This window comes from Spirochaetia bacterium 38H-sp (assembly GCA_039023545.1).
Lineage (GTDB): Bacteria > Spirochaetota > Spirochaetia > Winmispirales > Winmispiraceae > Rarispira > Rarispira pelagica.
On sequence record JBCHKQ010000001.1, the window covers coordinates 774600 to 793616 of the forward strand.

At 41.0% G+C, this 19017-nt stretch carries 18 protein-coding genes and 1 tRNA gene; 8 read left to right on the top strand and 11 right to left on the bottom strand.

Going from position 1 to position 19017, the window contains the following annotated elements:
• The first annotated feature begins 78 nt into the window (after positions 1 to 78).
• Entirely contained in the window at positions 79 to 1365 is a 1287-nt protein-coding gene (gene pepT / locus WKV44_03340) for a peptidase T (protein ID MEM5947572.1), read from the top strand.
• Between the two features lie 4 nt (positions 1366 to 1369).
• A complete protein-coding gene (locus tag WKV44_03345; GenBank protein ID MEM5947573.1) occupies positions 1370 to 2707 on the top strand; it encodes a hypothetical protein in 1338 nt (445 codons plus the stop codon).
• Between the two features lie 441 nt (positions 2708 to 3148).
• Here the strand turns inward: WKV44_03345 and WKV44_03350 are convergent, their stop codons facing one another.
• From WKV44_03350 to WKV44_03365, 4 genes are all read right to left on the bottom strand, one after another.
• Positions 3149 to 5056 carry a beta-1,3-glucanase family protein gene (locus tag WKV44_03350; protein ID MEM5947574.1) on the bottom strand — a complete coding sequence of 636 codons (1908 nt, stop codon included), beginning with the start codon at positions 5054 to 5056 and terminating at the stop codon, positions 3149 to 3151.
• 271 nt (positions 5057 to 5327) lie between these two features.
• The gene (locus tag WKV44_03355; protein MEM5947575.1) at positions 5328 to 5747 is read right to left on the bottom strand and encodes a secondary thiamine-phosphate synthase enzyme YjbQ; all 420 of its coding nucleotides are present in this window, start codon (positions 5745 to 5747) and stop codon (positions 5328 to 5330) included.
• A 42-nt stretch (positions 5748 to 5789) separates the two neighbouring features.
• On the bottom strand, positions 5790 to 7295 hold the full coding sequence (locus WKV44_03360) for a hypothetical protein (protein MEM5947576.1): 1506 nt from the start codon (positions 7293 to 7295) through the stop codon (positions 5790 to 5792).
• Positions 7292 to 8053 carry a hypothetical protein gene (locus WKV44_03365; GenBank protein ID MEM5947577.1) on the bottom strand — a complete coding sequence of 254 codons (762 nt, stop codon included), beginning with the start codon at positions 8051 to 8053 and terminating at the stop codon, positions 7292 to 7294. The genes WKV44_03360 and WKV44_03365 overlap by 4 nt, the downstream gene beginning before the upstream one ends.
• 104 nt (positions 8054 to 8157) lie before the next feature.
• Between WKV44_03365 and WKV44_03370 the strand changes: the two genes are divergently transcribed.
• Positions 8158 to 8502, top strand: a complete 345-nt coding sequence (locus tag WKV44_03370) for a histidine triad nucleotide-binding protein (GenBank protein ID MEM5947578.1) — start codon at positions 8158 to 8160, stop codon at positions 8500 to 8502.
• 109 nt (positions 8503 to 8611) lie between these two features.
• On the opposite strand, the gene WKV44_03375 is transcribed toward WKV44_03370, so the two are convergent.
• Together WKV44_03375 and WKV44_03380 are read right to left on the bottom strand one after the other, a co-directional pair.
• Positions 8612 to 8696: transfer RNA gene (locus WKV44_03375), tRNA-Leu, on the bottom strand.
• A 253-nt stretch (positions 8697 to 8949) separates the two neighbouring features.
• Positions 8950 to 11853 (bottom strand): polysaccharide lyase family 7 protein, encoded by a 2904-nt coding sequence (locus WKV44_03380; protein MEM5947579.1) that lies wholly within the window; start codon positions 11851 to 11853, stop codon positions 8950 to 8952.
• Positions 11854 to 12133: 280 nt separating this feature from the next.
• On the opposite strand from WKV44_03380, the gene WKV44_03385 reads away from it, so the two are divergent.
• Positions 12134 to 12442: a hypothetical protein gene (locus WKV44_03385; GenBank protein ID MEM5947580.1), complete on the top strand. Its 309-nt coding sequence runs from the start codon at positions 12134 to 12136 to the stop codon at positions 12440 to 12442.
• 11 nt (positions 12443 to 12453) lie between these two features.
• Positions 12454 to 12870, top strand: a complete 417-nt coding sequence (locus tag WKV44_03390; GenBank protein MEM5947581.1) for a tetratricopeptide repeat protein — start codon at positions 12454 to 12456, stop codon at positions 12868 to 12870.
• A 29-nt stretch (positions 12871 to 12899) separates the two neighbouring features.
• Here the strand turns inward: WKV44_03390 and WKV44_03395 are convergent, their stop codons facing one another.
• Positions 12900 to 13679, bottom strand: coding sequence for an ABC transporter permease (locus WKV44_03395; GenBank protein MEM5947582.1), 780 nt, complete (start codon positions 13677 to 13679; stop codon positions 12900 to 12902).
• Complete coding sequence (locus WKV44_03400; GenBank protein ID MEM5947583.1) at positions 13669 to 14583, bottom strand: ABC transporter ATP-binding protein; 915 nt, start codon at positions 14581 to 14583, stop codon at positions 13669 to 13671. The genes WKV44_03395 and WKV44_03400 overlap by 11 nt, the downstream gene beginning before the upstream one ends.
• 87 nt (positions 14584 to 14670) lie before the next feature.
• Between WKV44_03400 and WKV44_03405 the strand changes: the two genes are divergently transcribed.
• Positions 14671 to 14886 carry a hypothetical protein gene (locus tag WKV44_03405; protein ID MEM5947584.1) on the top strand — a complete coding sequence of 72 codons (216 nt, stop codon included), beginning with the start codon at positions 14671 to 14673 and terminating at the stop codon, positions 14884 to 14886.
• 27 nt (positions 14887 to 14913) lie between these two features.
• Complete coding sequence (locus tag WKV44_03410) at positions 14914 to 15249, top strand: NGG1p interacting factor NIF3 (GenBank protein ID MEM5947585.1); 336 nt, start codon at positions 14914 to 14916, stop codon at positions 15247 to 15249.
• 60 nt (positions 15250 to 15309) lie between these two features.
• On the opposite strand, the gene WKV44_03415 is transcribed toward WKV44_03410, so the two are convergent.
• Positions 15310 to 15846 (bottom strand): macro domain-containing protein, encoded by a 537-nt coding sequence (locus tag WKV44_03415; protein ID MEM5947586.1) that lies wholly within the window; start codon positions 15844 to 15846, stop codon positions 15310 to 15312.
• Positions 15847 to 15943: 97 nt separating this feature from the next.
• Here WKV44_03415 and WKV44_03420 point away from each other — a divergent pair, with 97 nt between their 5' ends.
• The gene (locus tag WKV44_03420) at positions 15944 to 17065 is read left to right on the top strand and encodes a glycosyltransferase (GenBank protein ID MEM5947587.1); all 1122 of its coding nucleotides are present in this window, start codon (positions 15944 to 15946) and stop codon (positions 17063 to 17065) included.
• Positions 17066 to 17292: 227 nt separating this feature from the next.
• Here WKV44_03420 and WKV44_03425 read toward each other — a convergent pair whose 3' ends face one another.
• Positions 17293 to 18054 carry a 4-phosphopantoate--beta-alanine ligase gene (locus WKV44_03425; protein ID MEM5947588.1) on the bottom strand — a complete coding sequence of 254 codons (762 nt, stop codon included), beginning with the start codon at positions 18052 to 18054 and terminating at the stop codon, positions 17293 to 17295.
• A complete protein-coding gene (locus tag WKV44_03430; GenBank protein ID MEM5947589.1) occupies positions 18051 to 18950 on the bottom strand; it encodes a GHMP kinase in 900 nt (299 codons plus the stop codon). The genes WKV44_03425 and WKV44_03430 overlap by 4 nt, the downstream gene beginning before the upstream one ends.
• Positions 18951 to 19017: the final 67 nt, after the last annotated feature.

Consider the following 19017-nt stretch of genomic DNA (forward strand, 5'->3'; position numbering starts at 1 on the left):
AAAAAAGATAAATAGTAAAGTTTATATATAAATATTTTATCTATTTACGGGATTGTTCTTTGTGTGTATCATTAGCTTATGAGTGATTTTATTGATAATATAATAGAAAAAGAAAAAGAGTCTCTAAGAAGCAATATTCTCAGGCGTTTTTTATCTTATGCAAGTATAGGTTCTCAGTGTGATAGACATAATCCTGTTGTTCCCAGCTCCAAAGGGCAGTGGGAGCTTTTGAAACTTCTTGATGCTGAGTGTAATAGACTGGGACTTGTTTCTGAGCTTGATGAAAATGGGTATCTGTATGTTTTTCTTCCTGCTTCTTCCGGTTGTGAGGATGTACGGACCGTAGCGTTCTTTAGCCATGTGGACACAGCAGAGGATGCTCCCGGAGAAATTGTAAATCCAATTGTGCATGATAATTATGACGGAGGGCCTGTAAGACTAAAGAATGGGACGATTTTACCGGAGGAGTCTCCCGAGCTATTGCTCTATAAAGGTGATACCATTGTAACCTCGGACGGGACTTCTTTGCTTGGGGCTGATGATAAAGCTGGATTGGCTGCTATTGTTTCTGCTCTTGATTTTCTTCTTTCTCATCCTGAGATAAAACATGGTCCTGTTTTATTTGTTGCTACTCCCGATGAGGAATCTGGCAGAGGTACTAGTGGGTTGGATTATAATAGGATAAAAGGCTGTGCCTGTTATACTATGGATGCCGGTCTTGAAGGAGAGCTTGAGACAGATTGTTTCAATGCTGTAAAGGCAGAGCTTATTTTTAAAGGTGTACCAGTGCATCCTGGAACAGCAAGGGGGCTACTTGTCAATGCTGTAAGCATGGCAGCCTTGTTTGTTTCTATGCTTCCGCGTTCTGAGAGCCCAGAGGCTACGGACGAAGATTATGGTTTTTATCTGCCTTTGGCAATAAACGGTTCTGTTTCCGAGGCAAGATTGGAGCTTTTCCTACGGGATTTTGATTTTTCCGAGATAGAGAGGAGACAAGATGCTGTGCTTGCTTATGCAAAGGCTGTAGAAGCTTCTTTCCCGGGCGGTAGTGTACAGGTTGCTTTTACAACCCAATACAGGAATATGGGAGAATTCTCGGACAGGGACAGGCAGGTGATAGACTATGCAGTGATTGCTGTAAACAAAAGCTGTGGTAAGGTGCTGAGGAAAAAAATAAGGGGGGGTACCGATGGTGCAAGAATAGCAGAAGAGCTAAAAATGCCTGTTCCCAATATATTTACGGGCGCCATGCTTATGCATTCTGTGCATGAGTGGGTAGCACTTAGCGCAATGCAAAAAGCTGTGGAAACGATCATAAGGCTAACTAACATTTGGACAAAATCCGATAATAGTGGTATAATTTAAACAGATGAAGAAGAAAAGCGCTTTTCTTATACTCTTATTGTTTCTTATTGCTTCCTGTTCTCAATCCCTGTTTATAACGGATGATTCTATAACTGTGTCTGGGATAGACGATGGTTCAGTAGTAGGCTCTCTTTTCTCTGTAAATATAAGCAGAACTAGCGTATCTGATTCTAAGCTGGGGCTTACTGTCAGCATAAAGACTATGTCTAGTGAACTTGTGAGCTCTTATTCTGTCAATTTGGAAGAAGGTGCAGAGGTCTGGGATGAAAAACTGACTTTCCCTGACAATGCTGATCCGGGCTGGTATACTGTAGACCTTGTATTTACAGAAGATGGTGTCCAATCTGTTTTTAAGAGCTATGTGATTTTCTACAATCCTGATTCTTACGACTTTTCCATAGAATATATGTATGTTAGGCCGTCTGTTTCCAGGCCTGCTTCTAAAGGACTTGTGCAGTTAAGCATAGATATACCATACTCCGGATACGGTATGATAAAACTTTCATACTCAGATGGCTCCTCTGTTCTGCAGGATGTAAGGAGTGGTATCAATATGCTCAGGATTATGTTTCCTAAAAAAGAAGGGATATATCCTGTTGTTGCTGAGCTGTATCCCTTTGTAAAAAGTGGTGATAATTTTCCTGCTGATGTGAAATCTCCTTTTTCTGCAACAGCTACGCTTGTTGTTCAGGATAATCCGTCACCTCTTCCCAACGAATTAAAACCTCATAATAAATACTATGCATTATACCATCTCAGAGGAGATATGACGGATGATGCCTCTTTTCCGGATATAAAGATTCCACTGTATAATCTCAATTCCAACGGAGACCCTGATATAGCTTATAATAGAGGGGTTTTTGGTTATTATCTCACAAAAAACAGTTCTTTTTCTCTTGAGCTTATCGATATGGATTCAGAGAACACCCTTCCAGATGTTGATTGGAGGCTTGAGCTAAAGGCCCTTGTGGATATCAGATCTGTCAATACGCAAGATGCTGCTATCCCTAAGAGTGAGCCCTTTATTACTGCAAATCTCTCCAAAATGGACGTGGTTATTTCTGTCTCTTCTGATGGGAACATTGTGCTTGATATCAAGAATGAGGACAAAGAAACTTCTTACAGCCTGGGAGAGCTGTTTACAGACCAAGTTGCTTATATAAAGCTGTATCCCTCTCTGCAACAGGACAATACTATAAAACTGATACTGAGCGTCAATGATATTCCTGTGGTAGCGATTCCTGTAGAAACAGACACTGTTTCTATTCTAAAGAGCGTAGTCATAATTGGTGGAAGTGAGTTCTCCGTAGTTCTGGATGAACTTGCAGTGTCTTCTCTATGATTTACAAACTTCTAACAGTGATATTCTTCCCGTTTTGATAAAAACAAAACAATTTTATACCTCAGATCGAACGCACAGCCTGCTTAGCAGTCAGTGCTGCCTCCAGGCGGGAGAAAAACAGAGAGAATTGCAGGGTTGTCGGACTCGTGCATGCCGCAGGCAGGAGGGGATCGCACCTTGCTTTCTTTTTTTGCCTTATTGGCGCGCTCCCGACGTTCGGTATAAAGAGTTTTTTAAAGCAAAGTCAGGATGTCCACAGGCACATCTTCTGCAAGGCAAGTGAAACTTTTTTTGTCAGGGGAGCAGGGAATAAACAGTAAATAACTTGCTTGACAGTATGTTGTGATTTAACCGGTATAAAAAGAATGTGAGTATTTATATATAAGACAAAGGGACGCAGATATACTTGCGCCCCTTTGCTGCCTCAGGCCAGAAGAAAAGTTACCAGAAAATTTCTATGACAGCCGCTCTTACAGAATGAGCTTCTATGAGTGTGCTTTGGTCATTTACATCGTCATAGCAAAAACCATAGGCAAAACCACCAAGGCTGATAGAATGCCAGAAAGCAGAATACCAGTTGGCAGGTCCTGACTGATAGTAATAGGAGGGATTGTTCCAATAAGAAGAGCTAGGATAATGCATAACATGTCGGTTAAAAGCAGCACATACCCAAGCTTCAAGTGCCAGCTCCACAGTATTGCCCGATGCAAGCACTCCAGAGCCTTCCAGAATTTCTGTATCATTGGGCTTGCCGCTTATATAGAACTTCTGCCCGTCACTGGTGCGGGTAAACTCCATCCTGTCATCAGATAGAACGCGTGCCTCAAAATCTCCAAGAGGATGGCTTACATACAAGGTTTGTGTCTTATACTGCTGCCATACTTGATCCACATAAGAATCAAAATAGTTTGCATATATCCCGTCTTCTCCAAAGTCTCCTTTTCCAGGAGCAAGAATTCTGTAAGGGTATTTTACAAGGCTTGTAAATTCTGACGGTACATAAGAAGAGAATCTTGAGAAGACTTCTTCTCTTCCAAGCTCTATACCTGTCTTTTTTGCAAGAGTTCCGTTATCGCTGTATACGGCAAGAGTATAGGGAAAGCCAAACTGGTCAACCTGAGTTGTATTGCCCCAGAAAGTTCCGCTGTGGACAGTAAACTCAGCCCAATCGAATATTATATTCTGGTTTGGATCAGAGGGGTTTGCCAGATTGGGCTGCACTATTCCAACATTGCCTGTAGCATCTGTTACGGCACTCATGTTGAGAGGGACATCTATGGACATATACAGTCTGACAGATGTGTATACTGTAGGAACCTGAAAACCGTTTATAGTATCCAGACGGAAGAACCAGTTTTCGCTGTTCTCTCCTGCATTTATTGCTACTGTGCTGCCATCTGGTTTTAGATAAGTCCATCTGTCCGTATTGTCTCTGCCTATAACGGCGATATATATTCTGTCGTTGGTTATTTGTCCGTTTGTTTTGTTGTCAAACTGTATTGTCATTTCCATGCCGCTTTTTAGGTCTATAAAGGCAGGATTTGTGTCTACACCACCCGTAGGAGTGGGGGTGGGGACTGTTGTACTGTCTGGAGTAAAGCGTATCCAGTTGATATTGTATCCTCCTGCAGGCACATATATACCAAAAGAATGCTCTCCTTCTGGGATGCTTACTTGCTGTGTCACTGTTGTCCAGTTTTGCCATCCTCCTGTGGAGGGGATATCTATTACTCCAAGTGGTATTGTTCCAGCATCAAGGTCTGCACTTATCTTGCCTCCGCCAGAGAGGCTAGCCACTCTGTATTCTATGGTATAAGTGCCACCTGAGAAATATCTGGATGGATAAGCAATCCAGTCTCCGGCATCAATCCAGCCTACATTGAGTCCTCCTTCTGAGCAGGTTTCTGTTTGTATGCCGCTCATATATTCATAATCCTCTGCTTCTACAGTAAAAGAATCGGAAGATGTAGATGTGGATTGTACATGGGTGTATTTATATGTTTCAGTGTCTTGGGCTCCATCTGTATAACCTATAGTAAACCAGTAGCTGACAATATCGTTAAGACTTAGATTGTCCACTGTATATGAGAATGTATAGCCTGATTTTTGCATGCGAATATTTAGTTGTGCTCCGGAGTTGATAGAATAATGGATGTCTGCCCACTCTATGGATGTATCAGTAAGCCATATCATTGCAGTATCGCTGTCTACGTAATCTGCGCCTGCGGATGTAGAGCTTTTTATCGCTCTGTTTATATTCTCTGCACTTTGTTCCGATGTCGGAAGTGTGCAGGAAAGGAGTATTGCCACCAACAAAAATGCAGCAGCAGTCTTAAAAAGGTGTTTCATATCGCCTCCCCAAAAAATTTATTGTTATCGATAACATTTTCTATCTGTTTTTTTATTCTGTCAAGAAAAAATTTATGTTTGTAGTATGTCCATTGTTGTGTTGTTATTATTTTTTTTGTACTATAGGTTTGTTTGGAGACTGCCTTTTATGTGTTTGTTGTTTTTTTAGTTTATATGTCTTAAGGATTGGATTCTTTTTTGTCTTTTTGCCTCAGGCAGGTAGGGCTGAGCCCTTTTTGTTCTTTTGCGTGGCTCAGCCCTGCCGTTCGGTTTATTCTCCTATTATCTTGATTAATACACGTTTTCTGCGTCTTCCGTCAAATTCTCCGTAAAATATTTGTTCCCATGGCCCAAAGTCTAGTTTCCCATCTGTTATTGCGATTACTACTTCTCTTCCCATTATTTGACGCTTGAGGTGCGCATCGCCGTTGTCTTCTCCTGTAAGGTTGTGTCTGTAGTGTGATATCGGCTCGTGTGGTGCTAGTTCTTCCAGCCATTCTTTGTAGTCCTGGTGAAGACCTGACTCATTGTCATTGATAAATACGCTTGCTGTTATGTGCATTGCATTTACAAGGCATAGGCCTTCTTTTATGCCGCTTTCTTTTACTGCTGTTTGGACGTCCTGGGTTATGTTGACAAAGGATATCCTCTCCGCTGTGTTAAACCATAGTTCTTTTCTGTAGCTTTTCATGCTGTTCTCCTTATTGTTTTTTTATAGTATATTTTATTTTTTTTATTCTGTAAGTATTTCTTTAAAATATTCCAGATATGTGTTTTCTATTGTTGTTTTTTTTAGATATGATGAGAATTTTTCAAGTTGTGTTCTTAGTTTGTTTTTTGCGGTTTTGCTTGCAGGCAGCAGGATTCCTTGTTTCCCCCTAGCTATGTATGGCAGGCTGTGACGTATGAGGGTTGTTGTGCGTGTTTTTTGTATCAGGCTTTCCATTGATTCCGATATTTCTGGTATGCTTATCTGCTGAGTAAGTAGAATGGAGCTTATTATAAGGCTTGCTTTTTCTTCTGATGAAAGCATGTTGTCTATTATGTTTCTGATTTTTTTGTAGTACGGATTTTTTTCCTGTTGTGTCAGAGAAATTATGCTTTCTATTATTGTGTTATTATGTTCTTGGTGTCCTTCCAGTATATAATGTCTTGTTATGGGGACTGGGTCCACTATATCAAATAGATCTTCTTTTATAAGAGCCCGCGTCAATGTGATACCCACAAGCAGTGATATCCTCCCTTCTTCTTTTATGGGAAGGGTTTTTGTATAGTTAATGTTAAAATGAAATGGGAAAAGATTACCTGCTCTTATTAGCCTTGTTATTTCTTCTCTTGCCTCCATAGTCATTATGGTTTTTTTTGTGTTTATGTTTGCCTCTGGAAATATTGCCGATAAGATGAGAGCCTTTATATTGTCTTCTGTTTCTATATCTTTTGCTTCTGTTTTTCCAAGTTTTGTATCCAATACTGTTTTTATTGCTGTAGTTAAAGGGCTCTGGATATCGTATAGTATCGGAGCTGTGTCACCGGTACTAAGGTCTTTTTCACAATATGTGCACAGAGGGCTGTCAGCTTCTTCCGGCAGTGGGGTTTTACAATACGGGCAGAGGGGGTCTTTTAATGGGTTCTCAAATGTAATATTTGCACTGCGATATATTTTCCATATGGTTCTTGCGGATTCAAAGCTGTATACGCTTTCTTGTTCTTCTGTATAGTCTGTCCTGTATTTTCTGCTATAGTCTATTGCTATTGTTGTAATTATGCTTTTCTCTGTTTTTTCTTCTGCCAAGGGGTGTACGTGCATTATCCTTGTATCGGAAAACACTGTCTGTCTTCCTGTTGCATTATCTATACACACCGATGCTTTTATCTGTGCAAAACAGCCTGGTGACAGAACATAGACAAGCCTGCCTGTCTCACCGCTGCTTTCTGCTTGCTGTATCGCAAAAAGCATTCTTCTTGCATAGTCTCTAGGGAGTTTTATACTTATTCCCGCACGCATTGAGGATATTATTTCCAAGTTCTTTTTTATAGGGCTTTTTTTCTTAATCAGGATAAAAACGATTGTAAAAATGAGAGCAACAATTATTGCAATAAACAATACAGTAAGGAGATAAGACTTGCTTGCGTATATATTATCAATTGCCTGTATGCTTTGTTCTAAGTTTGTTTTTACCGGTTTCAGATAGAATATTGCTGTTGTTTTTTCTGTGATATTTGCAGTATTTACTATCATCTGTTATCCCTTATTCCCTTTAAAATAAAAACCCGGCTAAATCCTTCCCTGTCTTTGTATTTTAGATTTTGGGGACCCTCTGCTATTACTGTTTCTTTCACACTGTTATAAAAATCACGTGACAAAATTATGTTTCCCTCTGTTGCAGCATAAGCAAGCTCTCGTGCGGTGAATACATCCTCTCCTAGGACCTTTGAGTTTCTGCCAGAAGCTGTCTTTATTTCTGCTATGAGAGCCTTTCCGTGGGTTATACCTATGCTAGGATTAAGTTTTCCCTCTTCCTTCTTTTGCAGAGACAGTGCGGCAGTGCATGCCTTAAGTGCTGCATTCTGATTATCAAAAATAGCACATGCCTCAGTACCCATATCAAAAATACAGCTTGCTCCTCTATTGTAAAGTCTGGCATAATCTTCCTCCACAATACTGCAAAGACTTCTGCCGGCACGATTGAGGGGATTATCCTTAAACAGTCGAAATGCCTCCTTATAGCACATATAGAGAATGACAGCCTCTCTTGAGTCCATACTCCTTAAAGACTCATCTTCTTCCTTTTTATCTATGTTTTCATCTTTTGTGTACTCTTGTTGCTTATCACAGCCTTCTTCCCGCTTTGTATTGCAAAAGGAATTTTTTACTTTATCCATACCTATAGGCACAATCCTCAATAAAAAACTACGAAGCCCTCGTATAAAAAAAATCCCTATCCCTGTTGCAATACCGAGAATAAAAGCCATAAAAACATATATAACAACAGACAAGAAACCCTCCTGCATTACAAAAAAGGATATGCCAGAAAACTCTTGAGGTCAACAAGATTGCAAAGCCTGATTTTTTGTGAGATAATCACATACAAGGAGGAGTTATGGCAGACACCATTTTTGATAAAATCATAAGAAAAGAAATCCCGGCAGACATAATTTATGAGGACGAAGTGGCAGTTGCCATAAAGGACATAAATCCACAGGCACCCGTACATGTGCTTGTTTTGCCTACAAGAAAAGCTGCCAATCTCACTGAGCTTGCAACAATGGATACAGAATATGCAGGTGAGTATCTTAAGCGCATAGCTCTCATTACAGAAAAACTGGGACTCACCTCGGATGGCTTTAGGGTTGTCTTTAACCAGGGACGATATGGACAACAATCCGTAGAATATCTGCATGCACACATCCTTGGCGGAAGACAGATGGAATGGCCTCCAGGCTGATACCAAAAAAGCATTAAAAACATTATACCGAACGGCGCATGGATATCCATGCGCCTTCTTTATTAAGAAAAAACAGGAGGCAAAAAAAAAGCTGCCTATAAGGCAGCTTTGCTGTGGAGAGGACTTGAACCTCCACGGGCTTAACGCCCACTAGCCCCTCAAGCTAGCGTGTCTACCAATTCCACCACCACAGCGTGTGTAAGGGATAATATAATTATTTTACACTTTTGTCAATTGGTATCATAAAACTCATATTGGTTTTTGTTGTGTTAGGAATATATAGTATAGTCTCTTGCACATCAAAGTATCCCTCAGGCATAGAGAAAAAAATATATGGCCTTGTATAATAGAGAAGGGAGCTGCGTAGCAGCTCCCTTCAAAGGAGGGATTAATGAATAATAAATATGCCCCCTCCTGAGGGGGAATTCCTATATTGTAAAAAAGCATTTAGCGATCATTATAATCACCTGTCCAGATTTTAAGATCGTCAATATAATATTCTGTCAGGTCTTTTGTTCCTGACTGAAATACGACTTTATCTATTACTGCCATTGCTTTTCTGTTTGGAGCATCAGAAACGAGCTTTTTCCCGTCTATATATATGTCTGCAGTATTTGCCCTTGGAGTCCCATTATCCGGTGTTATTGTTATTGCAACCGTGTACCACTTATTGAGTTCATAATTCCCCGGAACCCTGTCATAGTCTTTTTCGCTAATACTGTATATAAATCTTCTGTCCGTTAACTCCCCGTTTTCTACGGAAGCACTTGTTTTGAACCTGAAAGCCTGATTTGCAGTTGATGTTACCTTCTCAGAACCTATACCACATGTAACAGCAGAAACTTTAGTTTCATCGTATATAGGATCGGCAATAACCTTTATCCTAAACTGTACCGTAAAAGTATCTGCTTGAGGTTCAAAAGTTATATATGCTTTGGGCTGTCCTCCAATATTGTTGTCTTTAAGGTGCAGAGCACCATCTTCTATTGCGCATTCTGTATTGTTATCTGCTGAAGTTCTCCACTCATCTCCCAGACTGCTGCTAAAATCCGTTTGATAAAGAATGGTTCCTGCTTCTTTGTCAGAAATCACTTTTACAATACATTTTTGAGAAATCTTTTGATTATCAAGACTGATTATACGGATTACTGCTTTGCCAGGCTTTATGGCTGTTACTGTTCCGTCTTGGTCTATTGTAATGTGTTCTGCCCCTTCTGCTATCTCATACTTTAAAGAAGGTTCCGTAGCAATAGAAGGGGTTACAGAAGCATTGATGTTTGTCTTTTCTCCTATCTTGATAGTAATATCTTTCTCCGGCAGAACAATATCCTTGACGCGGACCATATCCTGAGGAGAGAGGACTTTGAATCTATAGTCAGTATATATCTGAGAATCAATTTTGCTTGCTACTCTTATGATTCCTGATCCGGGACTTATAGCTGTAACAAACCCTTGATTGCTTACTGCTGCTATGTCTTCTGATAGAGATGTGTATGTCAGTACCTCGTAACTTCCTTTTGGCATAACCATAGCATCTATTTTAACGGAGTCTCCAGGAGCCATATACGAAGGAAGAACTCCCAACAGTATCTTTTCTGGTGCAGTATTGTTTTCTGATTCTGGAATTTTTTCACCCGCATAAATCTCAATATCATCAATGCTGAAGTCTATGAGATCTTTTGTTCCGGAATATATATTGAGCTGATTTATAAAATCAGAGACTTTATTGTTTTTTATTCCCTCTCCGACTTTTATTCCGTTCATGTAAACATCTGTTGTATTAGCCTTTGCTGTTCCGTTATTGGGTGTTGTTATTATTGTAACATTCATCCATTTCCCAATCTCTGTTTTTGCAGCTTCTGGGTTAATATCAGGTTCCATGTAAGTTGTTGTGAGTACCCATCTGTGCTCAAAAAGTTCCTCACCTCTGTATGTGGACTTGTTGCGTATCCTAAACATTTCATCACTGGTGGCCAAAAATCCTTCGTCTTTTCCACCCATGACAACATATAGATAGGAACCCTGAGCCTTACTTGTTCCTTTTTCCTTTACATCAACTCTGTCCAATCTTATTCTCAAAGATATGGTTACTGTGTCATTTTGCTTTGGAAAAGTAATGCCCAGTATTCCTTTGCCGGAGGGATCATTATCTGTAATCTGCAGAATACCGTTGTTGATGTTTACGTTGGCACTTCCAAGATTTGATATGCTAAATTCTGGAGCACTTAAATCCGTATTCTCAAAGTTTTGCTGATATAGCAAAGATGCTGTTTTTTCTACTGCTTGAGAAACCGTTATGGTCGCTTGAGCGGTTATATTGGTATTGCTGTTGCTGATAACTTTTATATGAGCAATTCCTTCTTTTATTGCTGTTATAATGCCGTCTTTGTTTAAGGCAATTGTACCTTTGCCGTCTATTATCTGATATGTGACGTTTCTATCAGTGGTTTCTATGGGCTCAAATACCGGGTGCAACTGAGCTGTCTCACCCCTTGCCAGTGTTATTTCCTCAGGTTCCACTTTGAGCCCCTTTATTTTTACCTCTTCTACTTTATCTGAGTGAAAAGTCTCCAGTCTGTAGAGTCTCACCATTCCTTCTTCATCTGGGGAGTCTGCCTTGCTGTCTTGCGTATAACATCCTACCTTGAAATAATTAAGGAATTCTGTCCAGTTGGGGTCGTTGGGAAGTAGTGGATAGCTATAAGATGCTGTTTTGCCATCGCTTGATACTATTGCATAAAAAATTCCACCTATGATTTTTATCTCAAGATCAAATTTTTGATTGAGCTCAATTCCCTTAAAATAAAATTTTTCTTCTCCAGCATCCTTATCGCTAGCTACCTTTACTTTAACTGCCAAGAGCTTTTCTATACCGTCGTATTCTACCTTTATTGTTGCAGGACCATTATCTCCGTTGGGATATATGGAATGTATCTGCGCTACTATAACCTTACCTGTGGATGGAACCTTGCCAACAGATTCTGTTACCCTCATGATGTGTGTCCCCGTAAAACCCCAGTTGACTGTATTGTTTTTCCCGTCAATTAATTCTCTTAGCTCGCTTCTTGTGTAAGTCGTATTGGGGGTTTTAAAGCCCTCTACAGGAGATCGGAATACTACTGCATTCTCTTTTTTGTCCAGATAAAAATACTCGTCTTTATATCCGGCCATGAGTTCTTCCGGATACACTTCTTTTACCATAGTTTTTGATTCGTTAGCTACAGGCAGCTGCAGCTTCCATGTTGTAAAATCCAGAAGCTCCGAAGGAGAGGATTGTTCTTGGTTGCCTGTTGAAAAAACATAAGAGCTGATAAGTAAAATGAGTAAAAGCACGCCTAAGGCTTTCTTCATTTTTTGCCTCCTATAAAAATGGTTTTTTGAAACGTTTTTATTATACCTTTGTATATGTTCAATGTCAAATAAAATATTTAAGCATATTAAAATCTTTTTATATAATTAATTATAATGAAATATTATTTTGTTTTTATAAATGGGTGTTTTGTTGATTGAAACGTTTTATATTTTACATGTGTTCTTTGTCTTATTTCTTTGCAAAGCTAAAGGGATAATACTAAACTCTTGACCCTAAAATATCGATGATGATAATATACCATCTCAAAGGGGGAAGAGGATGGGAAAAACCGGTTCTACAGTCTCATCCCGCGCAAAGAAGATACATTGTGCCAATTGTAAGCATTGTAAGCTCACATCGGAGGCAAAAGAATCAGGCACCGGTTATGACATAAAAGTAAGATGCGCGAGAGGCCAGTGGCGCAAAAAAATGGGGGATGAGAAGCTCTACAGATTTTCTACGGTTATGAGACGTATTGTCTATGACTGCGAATATTATGAACCTATGGGGGATGAAGCAGAGTTTTTAAAGGAGCTAAAAAGAACGCTGCCGGTTCATGATGATAATCCGGGCTCATTATCCAACTAAGAGGTGTTTCAATGAGAGTTTCACGAGCTTTTTTACTTCTCTTACTTGTCTTTTCTGTTTTTGCATGTAAGAGTGAGCCACCAAAGGTTCCTGAGAATATTTCTCAGGCCGAGCTTATCCAGAGGGCGCAGGAAGCCTTTGACAACAGTGATTATGAGCTTGCCATATATTATTATCAGACTTTACTGGACAGATATGGCAACGATATGGAGGCAAGAGCAACTTCTGAGTATGAGATTGCCCATATTTATTTTTTGCAGGGAAACTATAAAAAAGCGGAGGAGCTTTTTAATAAGATTATTTCTTATTATGATGGAGAACAGGCAGCATCTCTACCTGCCTGGATAAAAGTGTTATCCGTAAGACAGCTAAAAGAATCCATAGAAAAGCAGGCTCAGCTAGAAAAAGAACAAACCAATAAGCAGTAAATAAAAAAGGCTCCGTAGGGAGCCTTTTTTTAATCTATCATCTGTCGTTTTAGTCTTTTTATTCCGTACCAGCCTGCAAGAAAGCTAATAATGATTATATAAACTATATCCCATAGATTGGTTATGCTTAATGTTCCTTGCGAAAAAGAGCGCAAAATCCTTACGGGGTGTGTCAGGGGAAGGGCCTCCGAAATCCATCTCAGCCACAAGGGGAGGCCTTCCAAAGGAAATACAACTCCAGAGAGAAAAAACATAGGTGACAGTACTCCGGTAAAATAGAAGTTAAACTGGTCAATATTTGCCACCATTGATGTTATTATAAAGGCTATTGCTGCAAACATTATGCCGGTGAGAAATCCTATTAGAGGAGCTATTATAACTGTTGCAGGAGAAAAAATACCGAAAAGGCTTATTACAAGCAGTACGCATAGAGAAAAGAAAAAGCCTTTTGTTCCTGCCCATATTATTTCCCCTATGAGCAAATCATTTGCTGTTATTGGAGATGCCAGCATGCCGTCATATATCTTATCAAATTTGAGTCTTATAAATGTGCCAAATGTACACTCAAAGGATGCTGTGTACATTGCAGGGCTTACCAGTATACCTATTGCCAGAAACTCTACAAATGGGACTCCGTTGATATCGTTGACAAATTTACCCAGTCCCAGTCCTATTCCCATAAGGAATATTATAGGCTCTGCAAAGGGGGGGAACGCGTTGGCAAGCAGGTTCTGACTGTATACTCTAAGGTGTCTGAACCACACGCTATAAAGTCTGTAAGGCATGGAATGCTTGTTTCTATTGTCCATCTTTGAGTCTCCTTCCCGTTACCTTGAGGAATAGATCTTCAAGGCTTGTCGGTCGCTGATAGTAGCTGCCGGGTGGAAGTATTCCTTCTGCTTTCTTTAGGGCTGCTTCGTTTTGTGCATAAAGGAGAGTCCTTCCCTCGGCTTTGTCTTTTCTTATTCCTTCTATGTCAGGAATGTTATCCGTGCTTTCCATTACTTCCAGAACATGCGGTTCTATCTGTGTTCTGGTAAGTTCTCTTGGGTTTCCTTCCAGCAGGGCTCTCCCTTTGTCCATTATTATTATGTTGTCTGCCATGTGATAGGCTTCATCCATGTAGTGTGTTGTAAGAAGTACTGTCATGCCTTCTTTTTTGAGGCTTCTTACTCTGTCCCATATGAGTTGGCGTACTTGAGGGTCTAGTCCTGTTGTGGGTTCATCAAGGAAAAGGAGTCTTGGTTTGTTAAGGAGTGCTCTTGCTATTACCAGTCTTCTTTTCATTCCTCCAGAAAGTGCTTTTACTGCTTCTTTTCTTTTTTCTGTCAACTCCATAAACTCAAGGAGCTCTTCTATTCTTTTTTTTGCTTCTTCTTTTTGCATTCTGTAAAGTCTTGCAAAGAGGGCAAGGTTCTGTTCTACGTTGAGCTCGTCATCCAGGTTGTCATCTTGTTGTACTACTCCGGATTGTTCTTTTATTTTTATCTCGTCTTTTTCCGGATCATAGCCTAGAACGCTTATCTGTGTATCAGGATGTTTATCTCTTATAGCTTTGCCATAAAGTATTTTTATCATGGTGGTCTTTCCTGCTCCGTTGGGACCAAGTAATGCAACGCATTGTCCTTCTTCTGCAGAAAAACTAAGGTCTGTAAGTGCTTTTAGTTTTCCGTAGCTTTTGTAGCAGTGTTTTACTTGTATTATCTTTTTCATGGATATAATGATAATATTTTTTTTGTCTTTGGAAAAATGTATTGCGAGTATTTTGTTTTTTTCTGTATACTTTTTATGGAGTAATGTATGAATGAGCATGATGAGATGTTAAAACGAATTGCTTCTCTTACTGATGGGGAGCTTGTTTTTTTTCTTTGTAAGAAGGATGAGCTTAAGCCTGAGGTTTATGAGCTTTATGCTGAGGAGGCTGTTGGAAGGGGGCTTATAGTTGATGCCAGTGAGTTTGAGAGAATGCGGGATAATCAGCGGAGAAAGTTTGTAAACTTTTTTAGCGGCAGATAGTTTTTTCTGTTTTTTGCGGGAGGGTTTATGGCTGATTTGTACAGGTTTGAGTTCTATGTGCCTGTTTCTCATGCAGAGGAGGTTAAGGCTGCTGTTTTTTCTGCGGGTGCGGGCCGTTATGAGGGCTATGATATGTGTGCATGGGAGACCAGGGGAACTGGGCAGTTTAGGCCTCTTGCCGGGAGTAATCCTTTTATAGGTTCTTATGGTGCTGTAGAGAAGGTGGAGGAGCTTAAGGTCGAGTGTGTGTGCGAGGCTTCTGTTATGCCTGATGTTTTGCGTGCTTTTTTTGAGGCTCATCCATATGAAGAGCCTGCTTATGCTATTTTTAAGATGTACGATGTGTCTTCTTTTATTGGATAATGGCTTTTCTTGTGCCGTAGGCAGGGCTTGCCTGCCTTGGGGCAGGTAAGCCCGTTCGGTCTAAAATATTTTTTTTAGTACAAGGTCGTGTATTTCTTTGTCTTTTGCCGTGAAAAGCACGATGACTATGTGCTCTGGGTAGATGGGGTTGCTGTCAATTGTCTCTTTTATCGTGCGGATTGCAATTTGGGCTGCTTCTTCTACTGGATATCCAAAGACTCCGGTGGATATTGCGGGAAAGCCGATGCTTCTTATCTTTTTTTGTGTGCAGAGTGTGAGTGAGTTTTTGTAACAGTTTGCGAGGATTTCTGCTTCTGGTTTGTCGCGACCAAAGACTGGTCCCAGTGTGTGTATAACGTAGCGGTTGGGTAGGTTGTATCCGGATGTTATAACTGCCTGACCTGGGGATATGGGGGCAAGATGGCGGCATTCTTCTGCAAGTTGGTTTCCAGCTGCGCTGTGGATCGCTCCTGCCACGCCACTCCCGGGTAGTAGCATGGCGTTTGCCGCGTTTACTATGGCTTCCAAATCAGGTTGATGGCTTATGTCACCTCGTCTGGTCTCTATTTTTTTGCTTTTGTATTCTATTGATGCCATGGATACTCCTTTTTTGTGTTTTTTTCATTGTAATATTCTTTTTGTATTTAGTAAAATTTTATGTTGACTTTATTTCTTGGGGGTGTATCTTTTTTGTATGAAGCGTGTTCTCATGGCTATGGTTGAGGTTGGTAACGGACATAAGGCACCTGCTGAGTCTGTAAAGCGTGCTATGGAGGAGCTTTTTCCCGGGGAGTTCTTTTTGCATGTTTCCGATTTTGCACGTGAGTCCGGTGCTCTTGTGTCGGATAGAGCTCTCAAGAAGGCTTGGGAAAGTGCAGGGCGGCATTATAGGGCTTTTCGTTTTTTATACAGGCTGGTTGAGCTTCTGCCTGCTCCGGGCCGATGGTATGCTCGTGTAGCTTATGCTGATTTTTTTGAGAAAGGAGCTCTGTTTATAAGAGATTTTGCTCCTGAGCTTGTTTTTTCCACTTATACTATATCCAGTTTTGTTGCAGCGTATGCAAGGCGTTTGTACGGTCTTGATTACAAGCTTGTTGTTTTTGTTGCTGACCCTTTTGATGCTTATAGCTGGTGGGTTGAGAAGGATGCGGATGCGTTTATAGTTGCAAGTACTGAGGCTGCGGATAGGCTTGCCTCACACGGAGTTGTGAAGGATCGCATATTTGTTCTGCCTTATCCTGTGAGAAAGGATTTTGAGTCTGCTGGGAACAATAGAAATGCTATATGCCGGGAGTTCTCTCTTGAGCCTTCCAATCCTATTCTGCTTGCAAGTGGTGGCGGTATGGGGCTTGGTAAAGTTGCTTCCTATACCGAGCATCTTGTAAGGAGCAATCTCCCACTTAATATTATCTTCCTTGCTGGCAGGAATCGCGAGCTCTACAGCCGGATGAAAGCCCTTGAAAAAGCCGATTCTGTTTGCCGTCTTAGAGTGTTGGAATACACAGACAGGGTTGTTGAGCTTACATCTTCTTGCGATGTTGTCATGGGTAAGGCGGGCGCATCTACTGCAATGGAGGCTGCCGTGTGTTGTAAACCTGTGATTTTTACTGATTGGATTGCTCAAAACGACTTGGCTATAATCAAGCATTTTACTGACAATGGTTATGGCTGGTATTTTAAAAAGCCTGCTAAGCTTGTGGAGTTTTTCTCCGGTAATTACAGGAGGAGATTGGAGGAAGCCTCAGGCAGGTTGCGCTCTGCTGGTTATAAAAGCGGTGTGGATGATATTGCGCGTTTTTTGGCAGATTTTTTGTAACAAACATCGGATGGTTTTGCGGCAGTATCCATGATCTGCTGTAATGTGCCTGTGAAGCTTCCATTTTTTTATACCGAACGCGCGATGACGCAAAGCGTCATCGCGCTGCCTCCGGCAGGAGTGGAGCAAAATGAAAGTTTCCTGTTTTTTTGTGCCGCAGGCAGTAGGGACTGCGTCTTTGCCTCTGTGTTTTTAGAACGCAGTCCCTACGTTCGGTATATTAAAAATCAGAAATCTTTGTTTTTTGCTCTATCTGTAAGGTATTCTGCTATTGCTCTTACTGCCTGTGAAAGGATTTCTTTGTTGTCATAATCTTCTGAGAGTGCTTTTGGATTGTTTTTGTTATTTTTTATGTCCTCTATGAGCAGGGGGAGTGCCCTGATGATGTTATCCGTTATGCTTATGCTTGCCATGCGTGCTGTGCGGGAGAGCGGGTTTAGGTCAACAGTGATTACGGTTTTTCCCATGCGGACCAGAGCTTCTGTTCTGTCGCCATCTTCCAGGGGGACAAATACGCAGTCTGATATAAGTATACCGTCAGGGTCCACATGCCTTCTGTTACTGGACAGCTCGGGAATGCTTGCAGTTGTGCGCCCTGCTGTGCCAAGGATATTCTTTGCGCCGTGTTCTCTTAGAACTTTCTCTATGGCTTCCTCTCTTCCCTGTTCTCTATAGAATAGATTGATTTCCAAGGGAGCGGAGCTAATCTCTGAGAGTTTTACCAAGAGCTCGGGGCACAGGGCTGCAACATTGCCGTTTACAGATATGACAGGATGTTTTGCCGTAAGAAAAGCATATGCAGCTTGTCTTATTGCTCTGCGTGCGCAAGGAAGGGTTTTTTCTCCCATAAGGTAATCAAAGGCCTCTCCCCTTCCGTGTGCTATCAGGCCTGCAGGGGCAACTACTTTGCTGTGCATGCCATCTATTATCTTTTCTCTGTTTATAAGCGATTGATATCTGGGATGGTCCTTGGGAATTTCTATGCTCATAGCAGTTTTCCTCTTTCTTCTGTTATTTTAAATATATAAAGTCTTTCTTCTGGGCAGTGTACCTTGTAGAATTTTACAAGGTCTGCTGTCTCATCCTCAGGACAAATGCTGTATATCCCCTGACCAAACATAAGCATTGAGTGTGGAATGTTGTTTTTTGCAAGGTCAGAGTGCAGAGGCTTGAGCATGTCCGTAAAAAGATTGGCTTTTTCTGAGAATTGTGTGGATGTTCTTATAAAATTTTCCAATGTCGGATTGTTTACCAGTTCTCTGTGCAGTGTTTTTCCTGCGCTGTTGATTGATTTTTTTACTTCTTCTGATGCTAGTGCCTGACTTGTAAGCATGGGAGCATATATTGCTGCTATAATACTTATGTCTGTTGTTTCTATGCTCAGGGCTTCTCCTATCCCGGGGGCTCCTGGCTTTATGCTTATCTTGCAGCCTCCTGTGTACTGCCCTAATACTGTCCCAAGCCCCGTGCCGGCAAGTATTTCTGCCTTATGTGCAAGCTGATAGAGCTTGAGTTCTTCCAGAGGAGAACCTGCCAGTCTGTTGAGTGCGATGAGCAGACTTATAGCCGCGGCTCCACTTGTTCCAAGACCACAGCCTATAGGCAGTTCTGTTGTGTGTCTTATCACAAGCTTACCGTCAGGCAATCCGCCGGCTTCTCTTGCAAAGAGCATCAGTGCATCAAGACTTAAGGTAGGGCTTTCTTCCTCTTTGTCGTTTATATAGACCTCGAAGCCTGAGCCTTTTTCTATGGAGCAGCATGTGGTTACTCCCCTATCTATGGAGAGTCCTGCTCCCAGAGACCCTTTTTCCTGTATGTTTTCTTTTTGTTGTGGAATGTAGAAAAGCCCGGTTATATGTCCGGGGCAAAAGGCTTCTGCGTGCATAATAATCTCCTTATATGGATAAAGAAGAGTAAGACAGCATTATTGTAATGTCAACTCCGTTAGTTTA

Excerpts from the sequence above, each read along its gene's own strand:
- pepT (MEM5947572.1), top strand. The coding sequence starts at position 79 with ATGAGTGATTTTATTGATAATATAATAGAAAAAGAAAAAGAGTCTCTA.
- WKV44_03345 (MEM5947573.1), top strand. The coding sequence starts at position 1,370 with ATGAAGAAGAAAAGCGCTTTTCTTATACTCTTATTGTTTCTTATTGCT.
- WKV44_03350 (MEM5947574.1), bottom strand. The coding sequence starts at position 5,056 with ATGAAACACCTTTTTAAGACTGCTGCTGCATTTTTGTTGGTGGCAATA.
- WKV44_03355 (MEM5947575.1), bottom strand. The coding sequence starts at position 5,747 with ATGAAAAGCTACAGAAAAGAACTATGGTTTAACACAGCGGAGAGGATA.
- WKV44_03360 (MEM5947576.1), bottom strand. The coding sequence starts at position 7,295 with ATGATAGTAAATACTGCAAATATCACAGAAAAAACAACAGCAATATTC.
- WKV44_03370 (MEM5947578.1), top strand. The coding sequence starts at position 8,158 with ATGGCAGACACCATTTTTGATAAAATCATAAGAAAAGAAATCCCGGCA.
- WKV44_03380 (MEM5947579.1), bottom strand. The coding sequence starts at position 11,853 with ATGAAGAAAGCCTTAGGCGTGCTTTTACTCATTTTACTTATCAGCTCT.
- WKV44_03385 (MEM5947580.1), top strand. The coding sequence starts at position 12,134 with ATGGGAAAAACCGGTTCTACAGTCTCATCCCGCGCAAAGAAGATACAT.
- WKV44_03390 (MEM5947581.1), top strand. The coding sequence starts at position 12,454 with ATGAGAGTTTCACGAGCTTTTTTACTTCTCTTACTTGTCTTTTCTGTT.
- WKV44_03395 (MEM5947582.1), bottom strand. The coding sequence starts at position 13,679 with ATGGACAATAGAAACAAGCATTCCATGCCTTACAGACTTTATAGCGTG.
- WKV44_03400 (MEM5947583.1), bottom strand. The coding sequence starts at position 14,583 with ATGAAAAAGATAATACAAGTAAAACACTGCTACAAAAGCTACGGAAAA.
- WKV44_03405 (MEM5947584.1), top strand. The coding sequence starts at position 14,671 with ATGAATGAGCATGATGAGATGTTAAAACGAATTGCTTCTCTTACTGAT.
- WKV44_03410 (MEM5947585.1), top strand. The coding sequence starts at position 14,914 with ATGGCTGATTTGTACAGGTTTGAGTTCTATGTGCCTGTTTCTCATGCA.
- WKV44_03415 (MEM5947586.1), bottom strand. The coding sequence starts at position 15,846 with ATGGCATCAATAGAATACAAAAGCAAAAAAATAGAGACCAGACGAGGT.
- WKV44_03420 (MEM5947587.1), top strand. The coding sequence starts at position 15,944 with ATGAAGCGTGTTCTCATGGCTATGGTTGAGGTTGGTAACGGACATAAG.
- WKV44_03425 (MEM5947588.1), bottom strand. The coding sequence starts at position 18,054 with ATGAGCATAGAAATTCCCAAGGACCATCCCAGATATCAATCGCTTATA.
- WKV44_03430 (MEM5947589.1), bottom strand. The coding sequence starts at position 18,950 with ATGCACGCAGAAGCCTTTTGCCCCGGACATATAACCGGGCTTTTCTAC.